This is a genomic window from Candidatus Allofournierella excrementavium (assembly GCF_048526665.1).
GTDB classification, from domain to species: domain Bacteria; phylum Bacillota; class Clostridia; order Oscillospirales; family Ruminococcaceae; genus Allofournierella_A; species Allofournierella_A excrementavium.
In genome coordinates, this window is record NZ_DBGFPE010000028.1 from 1 (window position 1) to 21,369 (window position 21,369).

Genomic DNA, 21,369 nt, shown 5'->3' on the forward strand with positions numbered 1-21,369 from the left:
TGGAGCGGCTTACGAGGCTCGAACTCGCTACCTCCACCTTGGCAAGGTGGCGCTCTACCAGATGAGCTAAAGCCGCTTATGGTCGGGATGACAGGATTTGAACCTGCGGCATCCTGCTCCCAAAGCAGGCGCGCTACCGAACTGCGCTACATCCCGTTGATCGGGGCCGGCCGCGTCCTGTCGATTTGAGAACTGCGCCGTGTCCCGTGCTGAGCCGCCGGGGAGTACCTCGCGGTGGCTGCCCGGCAGGGCGCTTTTGCTATTATAACCGATTCGTCCCCCCGCGTCAATGCGGAGGGACGAAATTTTTTTATTTTTCCTGCGCGGCCCGCTTTTCCTCGGCCTCTTCGGTGATGTCCTGTATCTCCGCCTGCCGCCGTTCCAGCTCCTGCTCCATCTGGGATTCCTCGGTCTTGATCTCCCAGTGGATGAGGAAGGTCAGCGCCGCCCGCAGCACGATGATGGCGGCCACCAGCCCGATCTCGGTGAATTCGCGCACCACCACCGTGCGCAGGATCTCGCTGCCCAGCTTGAACTCCAGGCCCATGGCCATGCCCTTGGCCAGCTTGAGGCGGGTCAGGGGGTCGCGGCGCACATAGTTATAAATGCCCTGCAAAGCCGCCACCACGATGACGCCCACGCCGATGAACTCCAGCAGCACCACCGACAGGTTCACCAGGGTCACAAGGCCCTCGTGCAGCTCGTTGTAGAGCGTCTCAAAAAACATCGGATCCATGTTCGTTCCTCCCCGCGCCGCGGCCCGCAAAGCCGGGCGCCTTCGGTTTTATAATAAGTATACCAGATGCGCCGCCGTTTGCATAGGCCCCGGTGAAAGCCGCCGGCGCGAAAAAGGGCCCCGCGGCGCGCCGCGGGACCCTTTGCCTGTTTTTGTCAGCGGTACATGCCGTTGGCCTGCATGTAATCCGCCAGCTGTTTGCCGTGGTGCTGCTCCTGCTGCTGGATGCCGCTGAGCACCTGGCGGCTCTTCTCATCGCAGAACTCGAACACCGAGGTGTTGTAGACCCCCGCCACGTACTTCTCGGTGGCCAGCAGGTCCGCCAGCAGATAGGCGTCCTGCTTCTTGCCCGCGCGGGTGGCGGTGGAGCGGGGCGGGGTCTGGGCTTTGGCCGCCTTGGGCTGAGCGGCCGCCGGGGCGGGCACCTTGCCCGCCAGCATGTCGGTCACGGTGTCGTAGTGGTTCTGCTCGGCCTTGGCGATCTGGCCCAGCATGGTCTTGAGGGCCGGGTCGCAGGCCGCCTCGGCGGCCTTGGAATACTTCTCGGCGCACAGTTTTTCCTCGTTTTGCAGGTCCTTCAAAAGGCTCTGTTCCTTTTTGGTCATGGGCATGGTGTTCTCTCTCCTTTTTTTCGCGTCTTGCGCGGTATGGTGTCAGTGTTCCCCAAAAACCGCCCGCTATGCGAAAAAAGTCCCCGGCGGCCCGAAACGGGTCCGCCGGGGGCAAAGAGAAGAAGTGTATATACAGGTTCAGTCTTCCACCCAGTCCTTGGCGCGGCGCACGGCCTTGTGCCAGCCGGCCACCAGCTTTTGCCGCTTTTCCTCCTCCATGGCGGGCTCATAGAGCTTGTCAAGCGTCCACTGGCGGCGGATGTCGTCCAGGCTGGACCACACGCCGGTGGCCAGACCCGCCAGATAGGCCGCGCCCAGGGCGGTGGTCTCCCGGATCATGGGCCGGCGGATGGTGCGAGCCACGATGTCCGCCTGGAACTGCATCAGGTAGTTGTTGGCGGAGGCGCCGCCGTCCACCCGCAGCTCCCGCAGCTGGATGCCGGTGTCCTGCTCCATGGCCCACAGCACGTCGGCGGTCTGGTAGGCGATGGCCTCCAGGCTGGCCCGGATGATGTGGTTGCGCCCCGCGCCCCGGGTCAGGCCCAGGATGGCGCCCCGGGCGTACATGTCCCAGTGGGGCGCGCCCAGGCCGGTGAAGGCGGGCACCACATAAACGCCGGCGGAATCCTTCACCTTGGTGGCGAAGTACTCGGTGTCCGACGCTTCGGTGATGAGGTGCAGCTCGTCCCGCAGCCACTGGACCACCGCGCCGCCCACAAAGACGCTGCCCTCCAGCGCGTACTGCACCTTGCCGTCGATGCCCACCGCGATGGTGGTGAGCAGGCCGTTCTTGCTCTGGTACATCCGCTCGCCGGTGTTCATCAAAAGGAAACAGCCGGTGCCGTAGGTGTTCTTGGCCTCGCCCGGCTCAAAGCAGGTCTGGCCGAAGAGGGCGGCCTGCTGGTCGCCGGCGATGCCCGCGATGGGCACCTCCACCCCCTGGATGTTCACATGGCCGTAGACCTCGCTGCAGCTCTTCACCTCGGGCAGCATGTTCATGGGGATGCCCAGCCGGGCGCAGATGGCCTCGTCCCAGCACAGGTCCTTGATGTTATAGAGCATAGTGCGGCTGGCGTTGGTGTAGTCGGTCACGTGCACCCTGCCGCCGGTGAGCTTCCAGATGAGCCAGGTGTCCACGGTGCCGAACAGCAGCCTGCCCGCCTCGGCCTTTTCCCGCGCGCCGGGCACGTTTTCCAAAATCCACTGTATTTTGGTGGCGGAGAAGTAGGCGTCCACCAGAAGGCCCGTGTGGTCCTTCACATAGGCGGTGAACTCCGCGTCCCCCTTGAGGGTCTCGCACAAGGCGGCGGTGCGCCGGCACTGCCACACGATGGCGTTGTAGACCGGGCGGCCGGTCTCCTTGTCCCAGACGATGGCGGTCTCCCGCTGGTTGGTGATGCCGATGCCGGCGATCTCCCGCACGTCCACACCGCTCTGGGCCAGCACCTCCATCAGCACGCCGTACTGGCTGGAGTAAATTTCCATGGGGTCGTGCTCCACCCAGCCGGGCTTGGGGTAGTGCTGGGTGAATTCCTTCTGGGCAAGCTGCACGATGTTCTGGTGTTCGTCGAACAGGATGCAGCGGCTGCTGGTGGTGCCCTGGTCCAGGGCGATCACGTACTTTTTCACGGCGAGGCGCCTCCTTTTTTATCTGCTCTCCGCCGGGCCCGCGCCCGCCGGTTTCGTTTCACATCTCCCAGACCGCCGGGCAGGTGGTGGACACCGCCGCCGCACCCGCCCGCATGGCGGCCATGACTTCGTCCTTGTACTTGATGAGCCCGCCGGCGATGACCGGTGTGGCGGTGGACTGGGTGATCTCGGTGATGACCCGAGGCATGATGCCCGGCAGAATTTCGATGAAATCCGGCTTGCCCACCGAAAGCTGGGCCGGCAGGTTGGACAGGGCCAGCGAATCCAGAATGAAGGCCCGCTGCACCGTGAGCAGCCCCAGATGCCGCGCCCGGCGCACCAGAGCGGGCCGGGTGGAGATGATGCCGTCCGGCGCGCACATGCGGGTGAGGCCGTCCACCGCCACCTCCCGCTGGCTCAGCCCGTCCAGCAGGTCGATGTGCACGATGGCCAGCTTGCCCGCGCCCCGCACCCGCTCCACCAGGTCCGCAACGTTCACCACCGAACCGAAGAGCAGAAAGATCACTTCGCACTCGCTTTTCAGCGCGGCGGCCAGGCCCGCTTCGTCCTTTACCGCCGCGATGACCGGGCAGTCCAGCATGCGGTGCTTTTTGCTTTGACTTTCCTCCATGGCTCCCCCTTTTGCGGGGCCCGCGCCCCGCCGAATTGACAAAAAATAAACATGTACACAAAAGCGGGGCGAACTCTCGTTCGCCCCGCTCCGTTCCTCTACCGGACGATATTTATTATGACAGATAATTCAATCGTTGTAAAGCGACAGTGCACGTTTTTGTCATAAATCACCAGGGAGGCGTTTCTTTTCTATCAATGTTACACAAAGGTCCGAACTCATCCCAGGAAGTTGGTGATCCAGGTCTGGGGCACATAGCTGCCGTTTGTGCCGGACACGCAGACCAGCAGCCAGGCCATCAGCAGGGTGTTCACAAAGGTGCCCACCCAGATGGTTTTGGTGAGCTGATAGGCTTTGCGGCTGACAAAGGTCAGGATGGGCAGGAACAGCACGGCGCCGTAGGTCAGCAGGAAAGAAGTGACCGACTTGCCGGGCATGAAGCCGCCGTAATCCACGATGTGGGTGATGCCGCACAGCGCCCACACACCTGCCACTGCCAGCGCGATGGTGATGACAACATCCAGCGCAGGACTCTTTTTGCCGATGGTCATGTCGGACAGATAGTTGGTGGCAAGGTTGGTCAGGAACATGAAGGGCAGGATCAGCAGCGCATAGCGCGCCACGATGAGCCACTGGTCTGCCGTGAGAGGCGAGAACATGACCATCCACAGGCGGAAGTCCTGATAGAACAGATACCGGGTGATGGACATGAACAGATAGCCGCAGGCCACGAACACCAGCGCAATGACCAGGTCTTTGACGATGGTCTTGAAGCCGCAGGTGAACATCTCCTTCACGAAGTTTTTCACGCTTTCGAAACTGCCGGTGACCAGCACATAAGCCACCACCAGCACGACCCCCATCACTGCCAGCCACTGCAGGAAGTAAATGGGTGCCCAGCAGGTGATCATCAGGGGGAAGAAATCACTGGCAGTGAAGGCGATGATAGCCTTCTGGGCATTGCCGAAGTACATGGCCAGGCCGTTGAGCAGGATGGTGCCCACGATCACCAGCACGTTGCCCAGCTTCTGGTTGCGGGCAGCGGCCATGGTGGCGCGGTCCGCGGCGCAGGGCTGGTACTTCTTGGTCAGCACCATCAGACGCACGATGGGCACCAGAGTGCCGATCATGGCCAGCAGGGCGATGAAGTTCATCAGCTCGCGCCACATAAAGCTGGTCTCGCCGGGGTCAGTGACCGCGCGGGAGGTATCGCCGCCCAGGGTCTGGTTGAAGTAGTCGATGGTCATGGCGGTGGTCTGGCGGGAGAAGAACTCCTTGGAGTGGGTCTCGTTGGTCAGCAACACCGTGCGCAGAGTGCGGTTCTGGATGGCGTCGGCCAGAGCCTGGTTGTTCGCCGCCGTGTCCTGCCGGTAGGTGCCGATGATCTCGTTTTTGCCCTCGGCGTCGTTGAGGCTGTAGTAAGCGCCCTGCACCACCTCTTCGTCGGGGGCGATGTACCAGGCGTTTTTCAGGTCTTCAGAGGTGTTGAAGCCCACATAGCCGTAGTCGAAGGTGCCGTTGATGATGCACAGGTTGACCTGGCAGCTGCGGGTGACCTCATGGCCCGCCACCGTGACCTGGGCGGTGGGGTTGACATACTCCGCCGTGGAGCCGATGAGGCAGGCGCTGCGGATCATGGTGTTATAGTTTTCGGTCTCCTGTTCCTTGAGGATGTTGTAGGCGTTCAGGCCGCTGGCGTCCAGCCGCTCGGCGGCGATGTCGTCGGCGTTTTTCTCAATGTCTTCGGCGCTGATCTCCACCCCCAGCTTCTCGTTCAGCACGGTGAGCAGGATGTCGTTCAGGGTGTAGTAGCCGCAGTCCATCAGCGCCGCGTAACCCGAGCGGCGGGACCCCTGGGAGTGTCCCATCACGCCGATGTTCTCCTGATCCACGAACTGCAGGGTGCGGACAAAATCCACCGCGTCCAGGCAGCCCATGGGGGTGCCGAAGATGTTGTATTCCAGAATGCCCTGGTCGTTCTCGTTGTAGACCGGCGTCTCGCTGGCGCCGGAGCCGTAGGCGTTGATGTTGAACACCACATAGTTGCGCTTGGCCAGCTCTTCGGCAAAGCTGCGCATTTGCGCATAGATAACGCCCGCGCCCGGCACGATGACCACCGCCGGGTATTTGTCTTCGTCGGTGGTGCCCACAGGGTAGTACAGTTCGCCCTCCAGCGTTGCGCCGCGGGCGTCGATGGCGATGTCCTCCACCTTGATGCGGCCGCCGTCGGTGAAGATGAGCTGGGCAAACAGGCTGCAGAGCAAGATTACAGCCACCAGCACCGCCAGCACCCGCTTACAGCCCAAAGCCGTGCTGAGATCAAAGATTTTTTTCTTGGTCGTTTCCATTGTGACTCCTCCTGTTGTTGCTTGAGTTCCTTGGCGGGTCTGCCCCCAAATGCTTTGTTTCCCCCCTTTGCTTTGTAGTCCCTATACCAAAAAAGGGCGCAAAGGCAGCAGCTGCCTTTGCGCCCGTCTCCCATACTTCGGCGCTTTTTGAAAGCGTCTTTATCGTACACTAAGAAACAATATTTGTCAACTTAGATATATTTTCGACAATTCGGATAATGTTTTTGTGCATCTGCGCCCCGCCTTTTATTACATTAAAGCTGTGAACCGGATTGAGAAATTATTGTCAATCTTTTGTGCAAAACGCGCATCTCACAGGCTCAAAGACCATCGTTTCGCTGAAATCCGGCCGGCCTATTGCATGTTCTGCCCCATGTTTGCTATAATCACAATGTCAAATGAACAACTGCTTCGTGTTTGAGAGTAAAGCAGCCCGTTTCCCGCCCTGCGGGACGTGTTTGCTTTGCTCTTTTTTTGTTTCTTTTCGCCGGAATCACCTTTCGGCGGTGGGCATATTCGGTTTGGGAGGTATTTTTCTATGTACGATGTAGTCATCATCGGCTGCGGCGTGGTGGGCGCGTCGGCGGCCTATGAGCTGGCCCGCTACAGGTTGCGGGTGGCAGTGCTGGAGGCCGCGGCGGACATCGCCGCCGGCACCACCAAGGCCAACAGCGCCATCATCCACGCGGGCTACGACCCGGAGCCCGGCACCCTGATGGCCCGGCTGAACGTGGAGGGCAACCGCCTCACCGGCGAGATCTGCGAAAAGCTGCAGGTGCCCTTCAAGCGGGTGGGCTCGCTGGTGGTGGCCTTCAGCCCCGAGCAGCTGCCCACCCTGCGCACCCTTTACGACCGGGGCTGCAAAAACGGCGTGCCCGGGCTGCGGCTGCTCTCCGGCGAGGAGGCCCGGGCGATGGAGCCGGGGCTTTCGGAGGAAGTGTGCGGCGCGCTTTTGGCGCCCAGCGCCGGCATCATCGACCCCTGGGGCTTTGCCATCGCCATGGCCGAGACCGCGGTGCGCGGCGGCGTGGAGCTGCGGCGGGACTGCCCGGTCACCGGCATTGAAGACACCGGCGCGGGCTTTGTGCTGCACACGCCCGCCGGCGACGTGGCCGCCCGCTTCGTGCTGAACGCCGCCGGCGTGGACGCCGACCGGGTGCACGAGATGCTGGAGCCCAACGACTGGCACACCCTGCCCAGCCGGGGCGAATACTACCTGCTGGACAAATCCGAGCACGACCGTGTGAGCCGGGTCATCTTCCAGTGCCCCGGCCCGGAGGGCAAGGGCGTGCTGGTGGCCCCCACCATCCACGGCAACCTCATCTGCGGCCCCAACGCCCAGGGCATGGAGGACCGGCTGGACCTGGGCAACACCGCCGCCGGCATGGCCGAGGTGCGCACCAAGGCCGCCCGCAGCGTGCCGGGCGTGGAGTGGCGGCAGAACATCCGCAACTTCGCCGGCCTGCGGGCCAACACCACCCGCAGCGACTTCATCATCGAGGAGAGCAAGGCTCACCCCGGCTTCATCGACCTTGCGGGCATCAAGAGCCCGGGCCTTTCCAGCGCGCCGGCCATCGCCAAACTGGCGGCCGAGATGCTGGCCGCCGACGGCCTTGCCCTGGAGTCGGACCCGGATTTTGTGGATAAGCGGGAGCACATCGTGTTCAAGAACCTCTCCGCCGAGGAGAAGAACGAGCTCATCCGCAAGGACCCCCGCTACGGCCGGGTGGTCTGCCGGTGCGAGACCATCACCGAAGGGGAGATCGTGGCGGCGCTGCACAGCCCCATCCCGCCCCGGTCCATCAACGGCGTCAAGCGCCGGTGCAACGCGGGCATGGGCCGCTGCCAGGGCGGCTTCTGCGGCCCGCGGGTGCAGGAGATCATCGCCCGGGAGCTTGGCATCGACCAGGCCGAAGTGCTGCTGGAACAGGCGGGCAGCACCATCCTGACGGGCAGGACCAAGACGGGAGGGAACGCAAATGTATGATCTGATCGTGGTGGGCGGCGGCCCTGCGGGCCTCGCCGCCGCCTGCAAAGCCTGGGACGAGGGCGTGAAGAACATCCTCGTGCTGGAGCGAGACAAGGAACTGGGCGGCATTCTGAACCAGTGCATCCACAACGGCTTCGGTTTGCAGCGCTTCAAGGAAGAGCTCACCGGCCCGGAGTACGCCGGGCGCTACATCGACATGCTGAAGGCCACCGGCGTGCAGGTCAAGCTGGACACCATGGTGCTTCAGGTGGTGCCGGGCGGGGACGGCGCGCCCCATCAGGTGCACGCCATCAACGGCGCCGACGGCTACATGGTGCTGGAGACAAAGACCATCGTGCTGGCCATGGGCTGCCGGGAGCGCACCCGGGGCGCCATCAGCACCCCCGGCGAGCGGTGCGCCGGCGTGTTCACCGCCGGGGCGGCCCAGCGCTTCCTCAACATGGAGGGCTACATGGTGGGCCGCCGGGTGGTCATCCTGGGCAGCGGCGACATCGGCCTCATCATGGCCCGCCGCATGACCCTGGAAGGGGCCAAGGTGCTGGCCTGCGTGGAGCTGATGCCCTACTCCGGGGGGCTCACCCGCAACATCGTCCAGTGCCTGGAGGACTACGGCATCCCCCTCTATCTCTCCCACACCATCACCGACATCAAGGGCCACGAGCGGGTGGAGCAGGTGACGGTGAGCCAGGTGGGCCCCGACCGGCGGCCCATCCCCGGCACCGAGATGGTGTTCGACTGCGACACCGTGCTTTTGAGCGTGGGCCTCATCCCCGAGAACGAGCTGACGCGGCAGGCGGGCATCGCCATGGACCGCCGCACCAGCGGCGCGGTGGTGTTTGAAAACATGGAGACCGGCGTGCCCGGCATCTTCGCCTGCGGAAACGTGGTGCACGTCCACGATCTGGTGGACTATGTCTCCGCCGAGAGCGAGCGGGCGGGCGCGGCGGCCGCCGCCTGGGTGCAGGGCAAGCACGCGGCGGGCGAGGCGCTGGAGCTGAAAAACGGCGACGGCGTGAGCTACACCGTGCCCCAGCACCTGCGGCTGGACGCGCTGGAAAAACCCGCCCAGGTGTTCTTCCGGGTGAACCGGGTGACCAGGGACGCCCAGATCCTGGCCACCGACGCCGACGGCAAGACCATCGCCCGCTTCAAGCGGGAGCACATGGCTCCCGGCGAGATGGAGCAGGTGGCGCTGCCGCCCCAGCTTTTGAAATTGGCACGGGGTCCCCTGACCCTGAGCATCCGGGAGGTGTGACGCGATGAAAGAACTGATCTGCATCGTCTGCCCCAAGGGCTGCCACCTGAAGGTGGACGAGGAAAACGGCTGGGCCGTCACCGGCAACTCCTGCCCCAAGGGCGCGGAGTACGGCCAGAACGAACTGCGCAACCCCACCCGCGTGCTCACCACCACCGTCTGCGTGGAGGGCGGGCTTTATCCCCGCATCCCCGTCAAGACCAGCCGGGCCATCCCCAAGGGCCTTTTGATGGACGCCATGGCCGAGGTGGCCAAGGTGCGCCTGACCGCGCCGGTGCGCCGGGGCCAGGTCATCCTGCCCGACCTGCTGGGCACCGGAGCCGACCTTGTGGCCAGCCGGGACATGGACGCGCTGTGAGCGCCCGCTCAATACCGAACAAAAAAAGGAACGCCCCGCCGGGGCGTTCCTTTTTCATTCCTCTGTTTGCAGCAGCGGCTTGATCACTTCGCCCATCACGAAGTCCATCCGGGCGGTGAGGTCGTAGTCCGGGGCGTTGTGGATGACCCAGTCAAAGACCACGCCCCGGGCGCAGGTCATCAGATACCCGCGCCACTGGGCCGCCGTGCGGCGGCGGCTGGCCCGGCCGTCGCTCTGATAGCCGGCCAGCAGCTTTTCCAAAATCAGCTCAAAGTTCTCGTTGCCCTGAAAGATCTCCCGGTTTTTGGGGATCGCCAGCAGCTGCACATATTCCATGCCCATGCCCTCGTTCAGCCGGGCATACTGGCGGAAGTATTCCAGCAGCACTTCTTCCGGCGGCTGTTCCAGCACCCCGGGCTCCTCGAAGGCGCGGAAGAAATCGTCGGCGCGGATGAACATCTCGCCGTAGAGGTCGGCCTTGGAGGGGTAGTAGTGATACAGCGTTCCGATGCCCACCCCCGCCGCCTGGGCGATCTGCTCCACGCTCACGTTCTGGTAGCCGTGTTTGCGGAAGAGCTCCGTGCCGCAGCGGTAGATCTTCTGTTTCGTTTCCTGGGCCTGCAGGGCTCGCTTGGTCATTTTCTTTTCCATCGGCGCCACCTCGTTTGCTCACAGCGTGCTTTCGTTCATTATAACAAGTTCCCGCCCCGTTCTCAACCGCCCCGCGGAAAAGGCCCGCCGGCGCTCCCTTTTCAGAGAGAGCCGGCGGGCCCTGTTCATGCCGGGGCGAAACGGTCAGCCGTTTTTGCGCAGCCAGTCCAGCGCAACGGCGCAGAAGGCCGCGGCGCCCTTGTGCATCACGTCCTCGTTGAAGGTGACTTTGGAGTTGTGATGGGCCCAGGGATAGCCCTCCTCGGCGGTGCCGGCGGAGAGCAGCATGTAACAGGAGTCCGCCTTCTGGGAAATTTCGCTCCAGTCGTCGGAGCCGGTGAGCGGCACCTCCATGTCCCCCACCGGCCGGCCGGTGAGTTCTTCGACGCATTCCATCACGCTTTCGGTGAAGGCGGGCGCGTTGTACACGCAGGGGATGCCCTGGGTGAAGGTGACCTTCACCTGCACGCCGAAGGCCTGGCCCACGCCGGCGCAGATGGCCTCGATGCGCTGTTTCATCCGGGCGCGGGTGTCCTCGGAGACGGTGCGCAGGGTGCCCACCAGCTGGGCGGTCTCGGGCAGAACGTTGGCGGCGGAGCCGCTCTGGAACTGGCCGATGGTCAGGGTGCACTGCTCGAAGGGCGGGATCTCCCGGGCCAGAAGGTTCTCAAAGGCCTGATAGATGTGCACCCCGGCGTTGATGGGGTCCACGCCGTCCTGGGGCATGCTGCCGTGGGTGCCCTTGCCGGTCACGGTGACGGTGACAGTGTCGCAGGAGGACATCAGCGCCCCCTTGCGGGAGAAGAAGGTGCCCGCGGTGTAGGGCGCGTTGGACCAGATGTGCATGGAGAAGGCCGCGTCCACATGGGGGTCCTCCAGGATGCCGTCCTCCAGCATGGCCTGGCTGCCGGAAAAGCCCAGGGGGTTGGTGCCCTCCTCGTCCGGCTGGAACATCAGCTTCACGCAGCCGTTCAGCTCGCTCTCGTGCTCCTTCAGCAGCTTCGCCGCGCCCAGCAGCATGGCGGTGTGCAGGTCGTGGCCGCAGGTGTGGGCCGCGTCGCCCTTGGCGGCAAAGGCAAGGCCGGACTCCTCCTTCATGGGCAGGGCGTCCATGTCCGCCCGCAGCAGGATGGTCTTGCCGCCCGGCTTGCCCAGGGTGGCCACAACGCCCGCTTTGCTCATGCGCCGGGGCTCATAGCCCAGCTCCCGCAGCTTTTCTTCCACAAAGGCGCAGGTCTCGGTCAGCTCAAAGCCCACCTCCGCGTGGCTGTGCAGCCAGCGGCGGTTTTCCACCAGCTCCGGCTGCAGTTCTTTTGCGCGTTCCAACAGTTTGTTCATCACAGCTTCGCCTCCCAGCGGATGTGCTCCGCGCCTTTTTTCACGGCGCGGAAACTTTTTGTTGAAAAGGGTTGTTTTTTCCGAACTCACGTGATAGAATCTGTTCATAGAATCAATTCGATGAACTAATTCTACAAAATTTTTCTCCCGCTGTCAACCGCCTTCTTCGCCCGGCGCGGAAAAGGCCCCCCCCGAATGATCGAAAGGAGCAATTCTTGTGAAAAAGCAAAAGAAGCAATTTCGCATGCCCACCGCGTTCACGGTGCTGATCCTGCTCACCATCGTGGTCGCCATCATCACCCGGTTCATCCCGGCCATCACTCCTGCCACGGCGGCCGACGTGATCATGGCCCCCATCGACGGTTTTGCCAGCGCGATGGGCGTTGCCCTGTTCGTGCTCATTCTGGGCGGCTTTCTGGGCGTGGTGATGAAGACCGGCGCGCTGAACGCGGGCATCACCGCCGTTGCGAAAAAGCTGAACGGAAAAGAGACCTGGATGATCCCGGTCCTGATGTTCCTCATCAGCCTGGGCGGCACCACCTACGGCATGGCGGAGGAGACCATCGCCTTCTACGCCCTGGTGACCTCCACCATGGTGGCGGCGGGCTTTGACTCCCTCACCGCGGCCTCCACCATCCTGCTGGGCTCCACCGCCGGCGTGCTGGGCTCCACGGTGAACCCTTTCAGCATCTCCGCCAGCGTGGCGGCGCTGAACGCCGCGGGCATAGAGACCAACCAGACCGTCATCATTCTGGTGGGCGGCCTTTCGTGGATCCTGTGCTATATCGTGGGCGTGACCTTTGTGCTGCGCTATGCCCACAAGGTGAAGGGGAACAAGGCCGCCTCGCTGCTGACCAGCGAGGAGTGGGCCGAGGTGGAGAAGGAGTACGGCGGCGAAAAGAAGCCGGAGGCCGACTCTGTTTTCACCCTGCGCCAGAAGATCGTGATGGTGCTGTTCGGCCTTTCCTTCGTTGTGATGATCGTGGGCATGGTGCCCTGGAGCTCCTTCGGCATCCACCTGTTTGACCACACCGGCTTTTTGACCCGCAAGAACCTGGGCGACTGGTACTTCAGCGAGCTGACCGCCTGGTTTTTGCTGATGGGCATCGTGATCGGCCTTGTCTGCGGCCTGAAAGAGCGGGACATCGTGAACTCCTTCCTGACGGGCGCGGGCGATCTGATCGGCGTGGCGCTGGTCATCGCGGTCTCCCGCGGCGTGTCGGTCATCATGAGCAACACCGGCCTGGACATGTACATCCTGGAAAAGGCCTCCGAGGCGCTGCAGGGCACCTCTTCCCTGCTGTTCACCGGCTGCTCCTATGTGGTGTATCTGCTGCTGTCGGTGCTCATCCCCTCCTCTTCGGGTCTGGCCACCGTGTCCATGCCCATCATGGGGCCCCTGGCCCAGAACCTGGGCCTTGTGCCCGAGATCATGGTGTGCGTGCTCAGCGGCGCCTGCGCGCTGGTGAACGGCATCACCCCACCAGCGGCACCCTGATGGGCGCCATCGCCATCTGCCGCATCGAGTACACCACCTGGGTGAAATACATCTGGAAGCCCCTTGCCATGATGCTGGTGCTGCACATCGTCATCCTGTCGGTGGGCATGGCCGTTCTGTGACCTGACGCGCCGCATCCCCCGCATTGACATCTCCTTTGCCGCTGTGATAGTATCATCTTACCGTGGAACATCACGCGGGCAAAGGAGGCGTTTATCCCGTGGGAACTGAATGGATGGGCCGGTACCGGCCGCTGGTGGCCGCCCTTGTGAAGCACACCAATGTGGTGCAGCGCACCGCCGGGCGCACCGTGCGGCTCTCCGATGAGCTGAGCCTGACGACGCAGGAATGGCAGGTCTTTGAATACATTCTGGAGCATCAGGACGACGACTCCTGCATGAACCACATCTCCGAGCGGCTGGGCATTCCCCAGAGCACCTTCTCCAAGATCACCAAGTATCTCTGCGAGCAGGGCCTGGTGGACAAATACCAGACCGAGACCAACCGCAAGAACATCATCCTGCGGCCCTCCCCCGACGGAGTGGACCTCTACCGCCAGCAGACCTCCACCGTGGGGCTGGCGATGTTCGGCGGCTTTTTCCGGGACCTGGAGGGCGTGAGCGACGAACAGCTGGCGGCCTTCACCGCCGCGCTGGAACGGCTGAACGCCTCCCTGGCGCAGAGCGGGCGCTCCGGCGAAAAGCCCCGCCTCATCAAAAAGACCTGACCTTCGGCAGACAAAGAGCCCCCGGCCAGCTGCGAAACGCGGCCGGCCGGGGGCTCTTTTTTGTTGTTTTCATTCGGCGCTGTCCTGCACGCCGATGCCGTTCTGGAAGAAACGGAAATAGACATACTCCTTCATGTTGGCCTGCAGCACCGGGTCGGTGATGCCGCACTGGTCGAAGTAGTTGAACAGGTTGAAGGAGATGGAGGCGAAGAGATAGGCCGCCAGGTCCTCGTCCACGTCCCGCCGCACCCGGCCGGCGTACTTTTCCGCCCGCAGCTTGCGGCTGATGATGGGATAGAGGATGTCCTGCTCCACCTGCAAAAGCCGGTCCCGTATCTCCCGGTGGGCGTTGCCGATGCGCATGCAGGCGGCGAAGAAGTCGTTGTCCAGCGCGTCGTCGTAGACGTTGACAAAGCGGTAGACCAGCGCGTAGTCCTCATAGCGGGTGCGCCCGATGAGGTCCCGGTAGGCATAGATGAGCAGGTCGTCCCGGCTCTCGAAGTAGCGGTAGAAGGTGGTCAGGTCGATGCCCAGCTCCCCCGTTAAAAAGCGGATGGTGATGTCCTCGAAGGGATAGCGGACATAGGCCTCCTTCCCCTTTTTCAGCAGCAGCTCCCGCTTTGCCTCGGGCAGGCGCAGAAAAGCCTCTTTTTCCATAGTTTCCCCCAGCGCGGGGCCCGCCGGGCGGCCCGCGTTCAATTCATTCCGTGCACATAGTCCGCGTAGAGCAGACCGCACTCCAGCTGCACCTTGACCAGATGGGCGATGGGGATGGCCTTGTAGTGGAAGAGCTTTTCCATCGCCGCCAGATTCTCACACTCCTTATTATACAGGGAATCGGCAGCTTTTTCCAGCTGGCCGCGCACTTCGGGGGCAAGGTCCGGCTTTTTCAGCTCCTCCTGGCAGGCGCGGCGCAGCAGCACGATGCTGAGGTTGGAGTAAAAACGGGTGGTGAGCAGGTTGTCGAACTCCTGGCAGACGGTGGCGGGCTTTTCCATCTCCGGGTCGGAGCGGGCCCACTCCATCTTGGCGGCGGAGTGGCTCTCCATGCCCACCCGCTCCCGCACGGCCAGATAGAACTGGTTGTCGGCGGAGAAGAATTTTTCCAGCCGGTCGAACACCGGCTTCCAGGCGCTGAAGTACTCCTGGGCCACGGCGCAGCTCTCCAGAATGACCTGGCGGCGGCTGCGGCTGGTGAGGCTGGTGTCGGAGACCCGCTCGTCCACGTAGTAGGGCATCTCGGTGACCAAAATCTGGGTGCTGCCGCCATCCCGGTTGGCGTACTCATAGCTGCATCCGCCGCCGCTCATCAGGGAGGCGGTGGGGGTGTCCGGCATGAACTTTTCCAGATAGTCGTAGTTGTCCTTGGCGCCGGTCATCTCGTACACCGCGTCGTACAGGCCCTTGCAGTAGGGCATTTCCGGCTCGCCCAGATTCAGGTCCACGCCGTATTTGGCGGGCACGGTGAGGAATCTCTTATACAGTTCCTCGTCGCCGCTGGAGAGATACCAGTAGCAGCCGCCGAAGCCGCAGTTGTGCAGCGAGTAGATGAAGGCGGGCTGGGTCTTGTCGATGAGGCCCATGATGCACCGGGTCTCGGGGGTGGGGGCGTCGAAGTGGTAGGTCTTGTAGTCGAAGGGGAAGGACCATTCCACCTGCTGGTCAAAGGCGGGGCGGAAGAAGTTGTGCTGGTACTGGGTGATGGTGAAGGGGCCTTTCAGCCAGCCCTCGTTTTTGGCCAGGCCGTCCACGTCGCTGGACTTGACGATGTAGAAGGTGTAGTCCAGCTCCTTGCGCAGCTGCTCGTCCTCGGCCAGAATGCGGCTGAGGGCGTCCAGCATCATGCTGCCGATGGGCTCGTTGGGGTGGGGCGTGCCGTAGAGCAGGGCGTTTTTGCTGCCCTGGCCGATCTTCAGGCAGTAGATGGGCCGGCCCTCCTTGGAGCGGCCCGCCTCGAACAGCTCCACCACATCGGGGTACTCCTTCGCCAGCTGGAAGGAATGCTGGTTCAGCTCGTCCACGGTGTAGAACTCCTGATAATCCGGCACGCGGGCCAGGATGGATTCCATGTCAAAGTTCATTGGATCACTCCCTCATTCACAAGATGGCAGGCGACCACACGCCCGTCGGGCAGGCGGGTCTCCTGCGGGTATTCCTGCCTGCACTTTTCGCAGGCGCGGGGGCAGCGGTCGGCAAAGTAGCAGCCGGGGCCCGGGTCCACCGGGGAGGGCGGCTCGCCCTCCACATGGATCTTCTCCACGTGGCTGTCGATGTCGATGGAGGCGCAGTTGGACACCAGCGCCTGGGTGTAGGGGTGCATGGGATGCTGGATGAGGGCGTCGGTGTCGCCCATCTCCACGATGCGCCCCAGATACATCACCGCGGTGCGGCTGGCCACATAGCGGATGACCGCGATGTCGTGGCTGATGAACAGGATGGAGGTCTGGTACTTTTTGGTCAGATCCAGCAGCATGTTGATGATGTCCGCCCGGACCGACACGTCCAGCATGGAGACCGGCTCGTCCACCACCAGGAACAGGGGGTTGACGCTCATGGCCCGCAGAATGGAGATGCGCTGCAGCTGGCCGCCGGAGAGCTCATGGGGATAGCGCCCCAGAAAATCCTCCGCCGGAGACAGGCCGCCGTCCTCCAGCAGCTGCACGATGCGCCGGCGGCGTTCCTCTTCGCTGCCGCCCAGGCCGTTTATCTCCAGCGGGCGCAGCATGATCTGCTCGATGGTCTCGGTGGGCAGAAAGGTGTCGAAGGGGTTCTGGAACACCATCTGCACCATCTGGTGAAAGGCCTTGGGGTCCTTTTGCAGGATGGCCCGGGCGCTCTCGCCGTTGATGCGCACGTCGCCCGCGGTGGGCGCTTCCAGATTCACCAGGGTGCGGCCCATGGTGGACTTGCCGCAGCCGGACTCGCCGATGACGCCGAAGATCTCGCCCTTGCGTATCTCAAAGCTGACGCCGCCCACCGCCTGCACCATCTTCTTCTTTTTGAACAGGCCGCCGGTGCCGCGGTTTTTGTAGAATTTTTTCAGCCCTTCCACTTCGATCAGGGCGTTTTGCCGGTTATCCATTTGCTCCTCCTTTGCAGCGGTGGCAGGCTGCCCGGTGGATGCCTCCCAGCTCCACGTCCGCCGGGCGCTGGGCATAGCAGCGCTCGTCGGCGTAGGGGCAGCGGAGCGCGAAGATGCACCCGGGGCACTCCTTGGACATGTCCGGCAGGATGCCGGGGATGGACTTGAGGGCCGTCTTTTCGCCGTAGAGCGACGGGAAGGAGGCGATGAGGCCCTGGGTGTAGGGGTGCTGGGGGTTCTTGAGGATGTCCTCCACCGTGCCGAACTCCATCAGCCGCCCGGCGTAGAGCACCAGAATCTTTTTGCAGCTGGTGGCCACCACCGAGAGGTCGTGGGTGATCATCAGCCGGGTGATGGACATGGTCTTTTCCATCTCCATCAGCTCGTCCAAAATCTGCCCCTGGGTCACCACGTCCAGGGCGGTGGTGGCCTCGTCCATGATGAGCAGCGCCGGGCTGAACATGATGCTCAGCGCGATGTTCAGCCGCTGCTGCATGCCGCCGGACAGCTCGAAGGGATACATGTTGTAGATGCGGGGGTTCAGGTTCACCTTTTCGAACAGCCCGCAGATGATCTCTTTCATCTGCGCCTTGGCGGCCCGGGGCTCGTGCACCCGGTAGACGTCCTCGAACTGCTCGCCGATGGTGTGGATCTGGCTGAGGCTGTTCATCGAGCGCTGGAACACCACCGCGATCTCCTTCCAGCGCAGCTTGCGCAGGGTCTTTTCGTCGCAGGTGAGCAGGTCGGTGTCGTCGAACCAGATGTGCCCCTGGGTCTCGCCGGTCTTTTCCGGCAGAAGGCGCAGAAGGGCGTGGATCATGGTGGATTTGCCCGAGCCGGACTCGCCGATGATGCCCAGGCTGTCGCCCGCGTCCACCGAGAAGGAGACGTGATCCACCGCCCGGACCTGTTTTTCCTTGCCGTGGTAGACCACGCTCAGGTCTTCTATGTTCAGTTTGTTCATGCCTTTTCCTACTTTCTGCTCTGGAGCTTGGGATTCATGGCGTAGTTCAGCCCGTCGCCGATCATGTAGAACACGATGACCACCAGCATGATGGCAAGGCCGGCGAACAGCGAGATCCACCACCCGTTCACCAGATAGGACTTGCCGGACATGATCATCTGGCCCCAGCTGACCACGTTGGGGTCGCCCAGGCCCAGAAAGCTCAGGCTGGCCTCGGTGAGGATGGCCTGGGCCACGTTCATGGTGGTGTTGGCGATGATGGGATAGATGCCGTTGGGCACGATGTAGTGGAAGAGGATGCGCCCTTTGGATTCGCCGATGGTCTGGGCGCTCTTGACGTAGGTGCGCTCTTTCAGCGACATGACCTGGGCGCGCATCATGCGGGCGTTGCTGGGCCAGCTGGTGAGGGCGATGATGACCATGACGTTGAACATGCTGCTGCCGAACATGGCCACCACGATGAGGATGAGGAAGAAGGACGGGATCATCAGAAAGATGTTGGTGACCTCGGTGAGCAGCTTGTCGGCAATGCCGCCGAAGAAGCCCGCCAGCGCACCCAGCACCACGCCGATGGCACCGGACAGGGCCGCCGCGATGATGCCGATCTTCAGCGAGGTGCGCCCGCCGTAGAGGATCATGCTCAGCACGTCCTCGCCCATGTAGGTGGTGCCCAGCAGGTGGCCGCCGGTGAGGGGGCCACCAGAAGGTCGTCGCTGAGGTAATAGGGGTCGTAGGGCGAAAGCACCGGGGCCAGCACCGCCAGCAGCAGGATGACCGCGAAGAACACCAGGCCCCACAAAAGCTTGGGGCTGATGCGCACATAGCCGGCAAAAATGGTGAGAAAGTTTTTCTTTTTCATGGCGCGCACCTCATTCGTAGTGGATCCGGGGGTCCAGCTTGGCGTAGACCAGATCCACCAGGATCATCACCGCCGCCACCGACACCGCCAGGATGATGTAAACGCCCATGAGCACGTTGTAGTCGCGGTTGCTGATGGCGTTGAACATCATGATGCCGATGCCCGGCCAGGAGAACACCGTCTCCACCAGGGTGGAGCCGGACACCACATAGGCCAGGTTGATGCCGAACACGGTGACCACCGGCAGGATGGCGTTCTTGAGCACATATTTGCGGAAGATCTTTCCCTCGCTCATGCCGGTGATGCGGAAGGTGGTGATGTAGTCGTCGGTGAGCACCTGGCACACCGAGGACTTGGTGATGCGGAAGTAGGCCGGGATCTGGATGAGGGTGAGGGTGGCCACCGGCAGCACCATGTGCCGGGCCACGTCCACCACCCGGGCGAAGCCGGTGGCGCCAAGGCGCATGTCATACATGCCCTGGGTGGGCAGCCAGCCCAGCTTGGAGGCGAACACCAGAATGAGCATCATGCCCAGCCAGAAGGAGGGCATGGAGTTGCAGATATAGGCCCCGGTGGAGAAGGTGCGGTCGGCGATGCCGCCGGTGCGCTGGCCGGCCACAAGGCCCAGGGAGGTGCCCAGCACAAAGGCCAGCACCGCGCTGGTGCCCGACAGCAGCAGCGACGCGCCGAAGCGCTCGCCGATGAGGGACACCACCGAGGCGTTGTTGTAGTAAGACTCGCCCAAGTCGCCCCGCACCAGGCGGCTCAGGTAGGTGATGAACTGCACCGGGATGGGCTTGTCCAGGTTGTATTTGGCGGTGATGGCCGCCTTGAACTCCTCACTGGGGTTATCGAAGCCCGCCATGATGGTGGCGGGGTCGCCCGGCGCCAGCCGGATGATGACGAAGTTCAGGCCCACCACCACCAGCACCACGATGAGCGCGGTGAAGATGCGCTTGATGAAATATTTTCCCATGGCTTTTCCCCTTGTGAAAAAGGGAGCATATGAGCCGGAGCGCCGTGTGAAACGGCGCTCCGGCCTTTGTGCTCCCTTTCGGTTTACACTTACTTGTTGATGGTCACCTTGCTGAAGTTGTAGGCGTTGATGTCATCCACATCGGTGTCGATGTAGGGCAGGCCCGAGATGTAGGAGGGGCAGGCATAGTAGCCGGCGTACTCCACCAGGGGCAGGATGGGCAGATCCTGGCTGAGGATGGTCTGCACTTCCTTGTAGTACTCGCCGCGCTGGGTCTCGTCGGTGATGACGCGGGCCTTGGCCAGCAGGTCGTCCACTTCGGTGTTGGAGTAGAAGGAGACATTCAGGCCGCCGCCGGTGCCCACGCGGTTGGTCATGTTGTCGGGGTCGGGGCCCTGGAAGCCGGCCATCATGCACATGTCATAGTTGCCGGCAAAGACCTTCTCCACCCAGGCGCCTTCTTCCAGCTCCTCGATGGTGGCGTCGATGCCGATGGCAGCCAGCTGGCTCTTGATGACCTTGGCGCAGTCGGCGTAGGTGCCGCCGGTGAACACCAGGAAGGACAGGTGCAGGTAGTAGCCGTCGGCGTCCTTGGTGTAGCCGGCGTCCTCCAGCAGCTGGATGGCGCCCTCCACATCCTGCTCGCCGATGTCGGCGTCGGCGTTGTAGGCCCAGTCAAGGAAGGGCGGATAGAAGCCGTAGGCGGGAGCCTGCAGGCCGTTGGTGCCCTTGGTGGAGATCTCCTCCCGGTCCAGAGCCTTGGCCACGGCCTGACGCACCGCCAGGTCAGAGGTGTACTCGCCGTTCATGTTGAAGCACAGCTGGAAGCGGCGGCCGGCGGACAGGCAGCCCACCTTGTAGTTGGAGTCGGCTTCCAGAGCGGCCACGCTGGAGGCGGGCACGTCGGTCAGATAGTCCAGCTCGCCGTTCATGAATGCCTGATAGGCGGTGTCGGTGTCGGTGCTGATGACGTAGATGACCTTGTCGATGGAGGGCTCGCCGCCGAAGTAGTCGGGGTTCTTCTCCAGGGTGATGCTCACGCCGCTCTGCTCGCTGACGAACTTGAAGGGGCCGGTGCCCACGGGCGCGGTGGTGGCGGCGGCGCAGGTGGTCCAATCCTCGTCGGTGTCGAACAGGTGCTGGGGCAGGATGCTGTTGTTGTACCACGCAAGGCTGGACAGGAAGGGCGCGCTGGGCTCTTTCAGGGTGATGACGAAGGTGTTGTCATCGGGGCACTCCATGGTGTCCACCACGGCCAGATCGCCGGCCAGATAGCCGTTCTCCTCAATGATCTTTTCGTAGGTGAACTTCACGTCCGCGGAGGTGAAGGGCTCGCCGTCGTGCCACTTCACGCCCTGGCGCAGGTGGAAGGTGTAGGTGAGGTTGTCCTCCGAGATCTCCCAGCTCTCGGCCAGATCGGGGATGATCTCTTCGTTGTTGTTCAGCGTCAGCAGGCCACTGTAGAGGTTGCAGGCCACGTGATAGGCATTGTCGTCGGTGTTGGCGTCCGGGTTGAAGCTGGTGGGGTCGCCGCCCAGGCCGACCAGCAGCACCTTCTCCCCGCCCGCTTCGGACGCGCCGGTGCTGGCCGTGCCGGAGCCGGTCGTGCCGCCGCCGCAGGCCGCCAGGCTCAGCGCCATGACCGCGGCCATCAGCATTGATAACACTTTCTTTTTCATGATGATTCCCCTCTCTATTGAATTTTTGCCTCGCAAG

General features: G+C 63.0%; 19 protein-coding genes, 2 tRNA genes and 1 pseudogene. 5 read left to right on the plus strand and 17 right to left on the minus strand.

Going from position 1 to position 21,369, the window contains the following annotated elements; genetic code table 11:
• The 7 genes from ACMI1Q_RS07525 to ACMI1Q_RS07555 form a co-directional block, all read right to left on the minus strand.
• Positions 1 to 76: transfer RNA gene (locus ACMI1Q_RS07525), tRNA-Gly, on the minus strand.
• Between the two features lie 3 nt (positions 77 to 79).
• Positions 80 to 156 (minus strand) — tRNA-Pro (locus tag ACMI1Q_RS07530).
• Positions 157 to 310: 154 nt separating this feature from the next.
• Complete coding sequence (locus tag ACMI1Q_RS07535; protein ID WP_419503327.1) at positions 311 to 736, minus strand: DUF1622 domain-containing protein; 426 nt, start codon at positions 734 to 736, stop codon at positions 311 to 313.
• Positions 737 to 891: 155 nt separating this feature from the next.
• A complete protein-coding gene (locus tag ACMI1Q_RS07540; RefSeq protein WP_419503328.1) occupies positions 892 to 1,347 on the minus strand; it encodes a spore coat protein in 456 nt (151 codons plus the stop codon).
• Between the two features lie 138 nt (positions 1,348 to 1,485).
• Entirely contained in the window at positions 1,486 to 2,976 is a 1,491-nt protein-coding gene (glpK, locus tag ACMI1Q_RS07545) for a glycerol kinase GlpK (protein WP_419503329.1), read from the minus strand.
• Positions 2,977 to 3,034: 58 nt separating this feature from the next.
• Entirely contained in the window at positions 3,035 to 3,607 is a 573-nt protein-coding gene (locus tag ACMI1Q_RS07550; RefSeq protein ID WP_419503330.1) for a glycerol-3-phosphate responsive antiterminator, read from the minus strand.
• A 218-nt stretch (positions 3,608 to 3,825) separates the two neighbouring features.
• Positions 3,826 to 5,955 (minus strand): alpha/beta hydrolase, encoded by a 2,130-nt coding sequence (locus ACMI1Q_RS07555; protein WP_419503331.1) that lies wholly within the window; start codon positions 5,953 to 5,955, stop codon positions 3,826 to 3,828.
• A 538-nt stretch (positions 5,956 to 6,493) separates the two neighbouring features.
• On the opposite strand from ACMI1Q_RS07555, the gene ACMI1Q_RS07560 reads away from it, so the two are divergent.
• Genes ACMI1Q_RS07560 through ACMI1Q_RS07570 form a run of 3 tightly spaced genes read left to right on the plus strand, consistent with a single transcriptional unit; the run spans position 6,494 to position 9,558 of the window.
• A complete protein-coding gene (locus tag ACMI1Q_RS07560; RefSeq protein WP_419503332.1) occupies positions 6,494 to 7,942 on the plus strand; it encodes an NAD(P)/FAD-dependent oxidoreductase in 1,449 nt (482 codons plus the stop codon).
• Positions 7,935 to 9,200: an NAD(P)/FAD-dependent oxidoreductase gene (locus tag ACMI1Q_RS07565; protein WP_417025777.1), complete on the plus strand. Its 1,266-nt coding sequence runs from the start codon at positions 7,935 to 7,937 to the stop codon at positions 9,198 to 9,200. The genes ACMI1Q_RS07560 and ACMI1Q_RS07565 overlap by 8 nt, the downstream gene beginning before the upstream one ends.
• 4 nt (positions 9,201 to 9,204) lie before the next feature.
• Entirely contained in the window at positions 9,205 to 9,558 is a 354-nt protein-coding gene (locus tag ACMI1Q_RS07570; protein WP_419503333.1) for a DUF1667 domain-containing protein, read from the plus strand.
• 54 nt (positions 9,559 to 9,612) lie between these two features.
• Here the strand turns inward: ACMI1Q_RS07570 and ACMI1Q_RS07575 are convergent, their stop codons facing one another.
• Both ACMI1Q_RS07575 and ACMI1Q_RS07580 read right to left on the minus strand, forming a co-directional pair.
• On the minus strand, positions 9,613 to 10,197 hold the full coding sequence (locus ACMI1Q_RS07575; protein ID WP_419503334.1) for a TetR/AcrR family transcriptional regulator: 585 nt from the start codon (positions 10,195 to 10,197) through the stop codon (positions 9,613 to 9,615).
• A gap of 156 nt (positions 10,198 to 10,353) precedes the next feature.
• The gene (locus ACMI1Q_RS07580) at positions 10,354 to 11,547 is read right to left on the minus strand and encodes a M20 metallopeptidase family protein (RefSeq protein WP_419503335.1); all 1,194 of its coding nucleotides are present in this window, start codon (positions 11,545 to 11,547) and stop codon (positions 10,354 to 10,356) included.
• Positions 11,548 to 11,923: 376 nt separating this feature from the next.
• Here ACMI1Q_RS07580 and ACMI1Q_RS07585 point away from each other — a divergent pair.
• Positions 11,924 to 13,167, plus strand: a pseudogene (locus ACMI1Q_RS07585) (YfcC family protein).
• A gap of 98 nt (positions 13,168 to 13,265) precedes the next feature.
• On the plus strand, positions 13,266 to 13,772 hold the full coding sequence (locus tag ACMI1Q_RS07590) for a MarR family winged helix-turn-helix transcriptional regulator (RefSeq protein WP_419503336.1): 507 nt from the start codon (positions 13,266 to 13,268) through the stop codon (positions 13,770 to 13,772).
• Between the two features lie 69 nt (positions 13,773 to 13,841).
• Here the strand turns inward: ACMI1Q_RS07590 and ACMI1Q_RS07595 are convergent, their stop codons facing one another.
• From ACMI1Q_RS07595 to ACMI1Q_RS07630, 8 genes are all read right to left on the minus strand, one after another.
• Positions 13,842 to 14,429, minus strand: coding sequence for a TetR/AcrR family transcriptional regulator (locus ACMI1Q_RS07595; RefSeq protein WP_419503337.1), 588 nt, complete (start codon positions 14,427 to 14,429; stop codon positions 13,842 to 13,844).
• A 38-nt stretch (positions 14,430 to 14,467) separates the two neighbouring features.
• Entirely contained in the window at positions 14,468 to 15,853 is a 1,386-nt protein-coding gene (locus tag ACMI1Q_RS07600; RefSeq protein WP_419503338.1) for a M14 family zinc carboxypeptidase, read from the minus strand.
• Positions 15,850 to 16,854, minus strand: a complete 1,005-nt coding sequence (locus tag ACMI1Q_RS07605; RefSeq protein ID WP_177522076.1) for an oligopeptide/dipeptide ABC transporter ATP-binding protein — start codon at positions 16,852 to 16,854, stop codon at positions 15,850 to 15,852. The genes ACMI1Q_RS07600 and ACMI1Q_RS07605 overlap by 4 nt, the downstream gene beginning before the upstream one ends.
• On the minus strand, positions 16,847 to 17,818 hold the full coding sequence (locus ACMI1Q_RS07610; RefSeq protein ID WP_419503339.1) for an ABC transporter ATP-binding protein: 972 nt from the start codon (positions 17,816 to 17,818) through the stop codon (positions 16,847 to 16,849). Before ACMI1Q_RS07610 ends, ACMI1Q_RS07605 begins: the two co-directional genes overlap by 8 nt.
• 8 nt (positions 17,819 to 17,826) lie before the next feature.
• On the minus strand, positions 17,827 to 18,477 hold the full coding sequence (locus ACMI1Q_RS07615; RefSeq protein ID WP_419503340.1) for an ABC transporter permease: 651 nt from the start codon (positions 18,475 to 18,477) through the stop codon (positions 17,827 to 17,829).
• Complete coding sequence (locus ACMI1Q_RS07620) at positions 18,459 to 18,677, minus strand: hypothetical protein (RefSeq protein WP_419503341.1); 219 nt, start codon at positions 18,675 to 18,677, stop codon at positions 18,459 to 18,461. The genes ACMI1Q_RS07615 and ACMI1Q_RS07620 overlap by 19 nt, the downstream gene beginning before the upstream one ends.
• Before the next feature lie 10 nt (positions 18,678 to 18,687).
• Entirely contained in the window at positions 18,688 to 19,653 is a 966-nt protein-coding gene (locus tag ACMI1Q_RS07625) for an ABC transporter permease (protein ID WP_394968549.1), read from the minus strand.
• Between the two features lie 89 nt (positions 19,654 to 19,742).
• Positions 19,743 to 21,332, minus strand: a complete 1,590-nt coding sequence (locus tag ACMI1Q_RS07630; RefSeq protein ID WP_394980698.1) for an ABC transporter substrate-binding protein — start codon at positions 21,330 to 21,332, stop codon at positions 19,743 to 19,745.
• Positions 21,333 to 21,369: the final 37 nt, after the last annotated feature.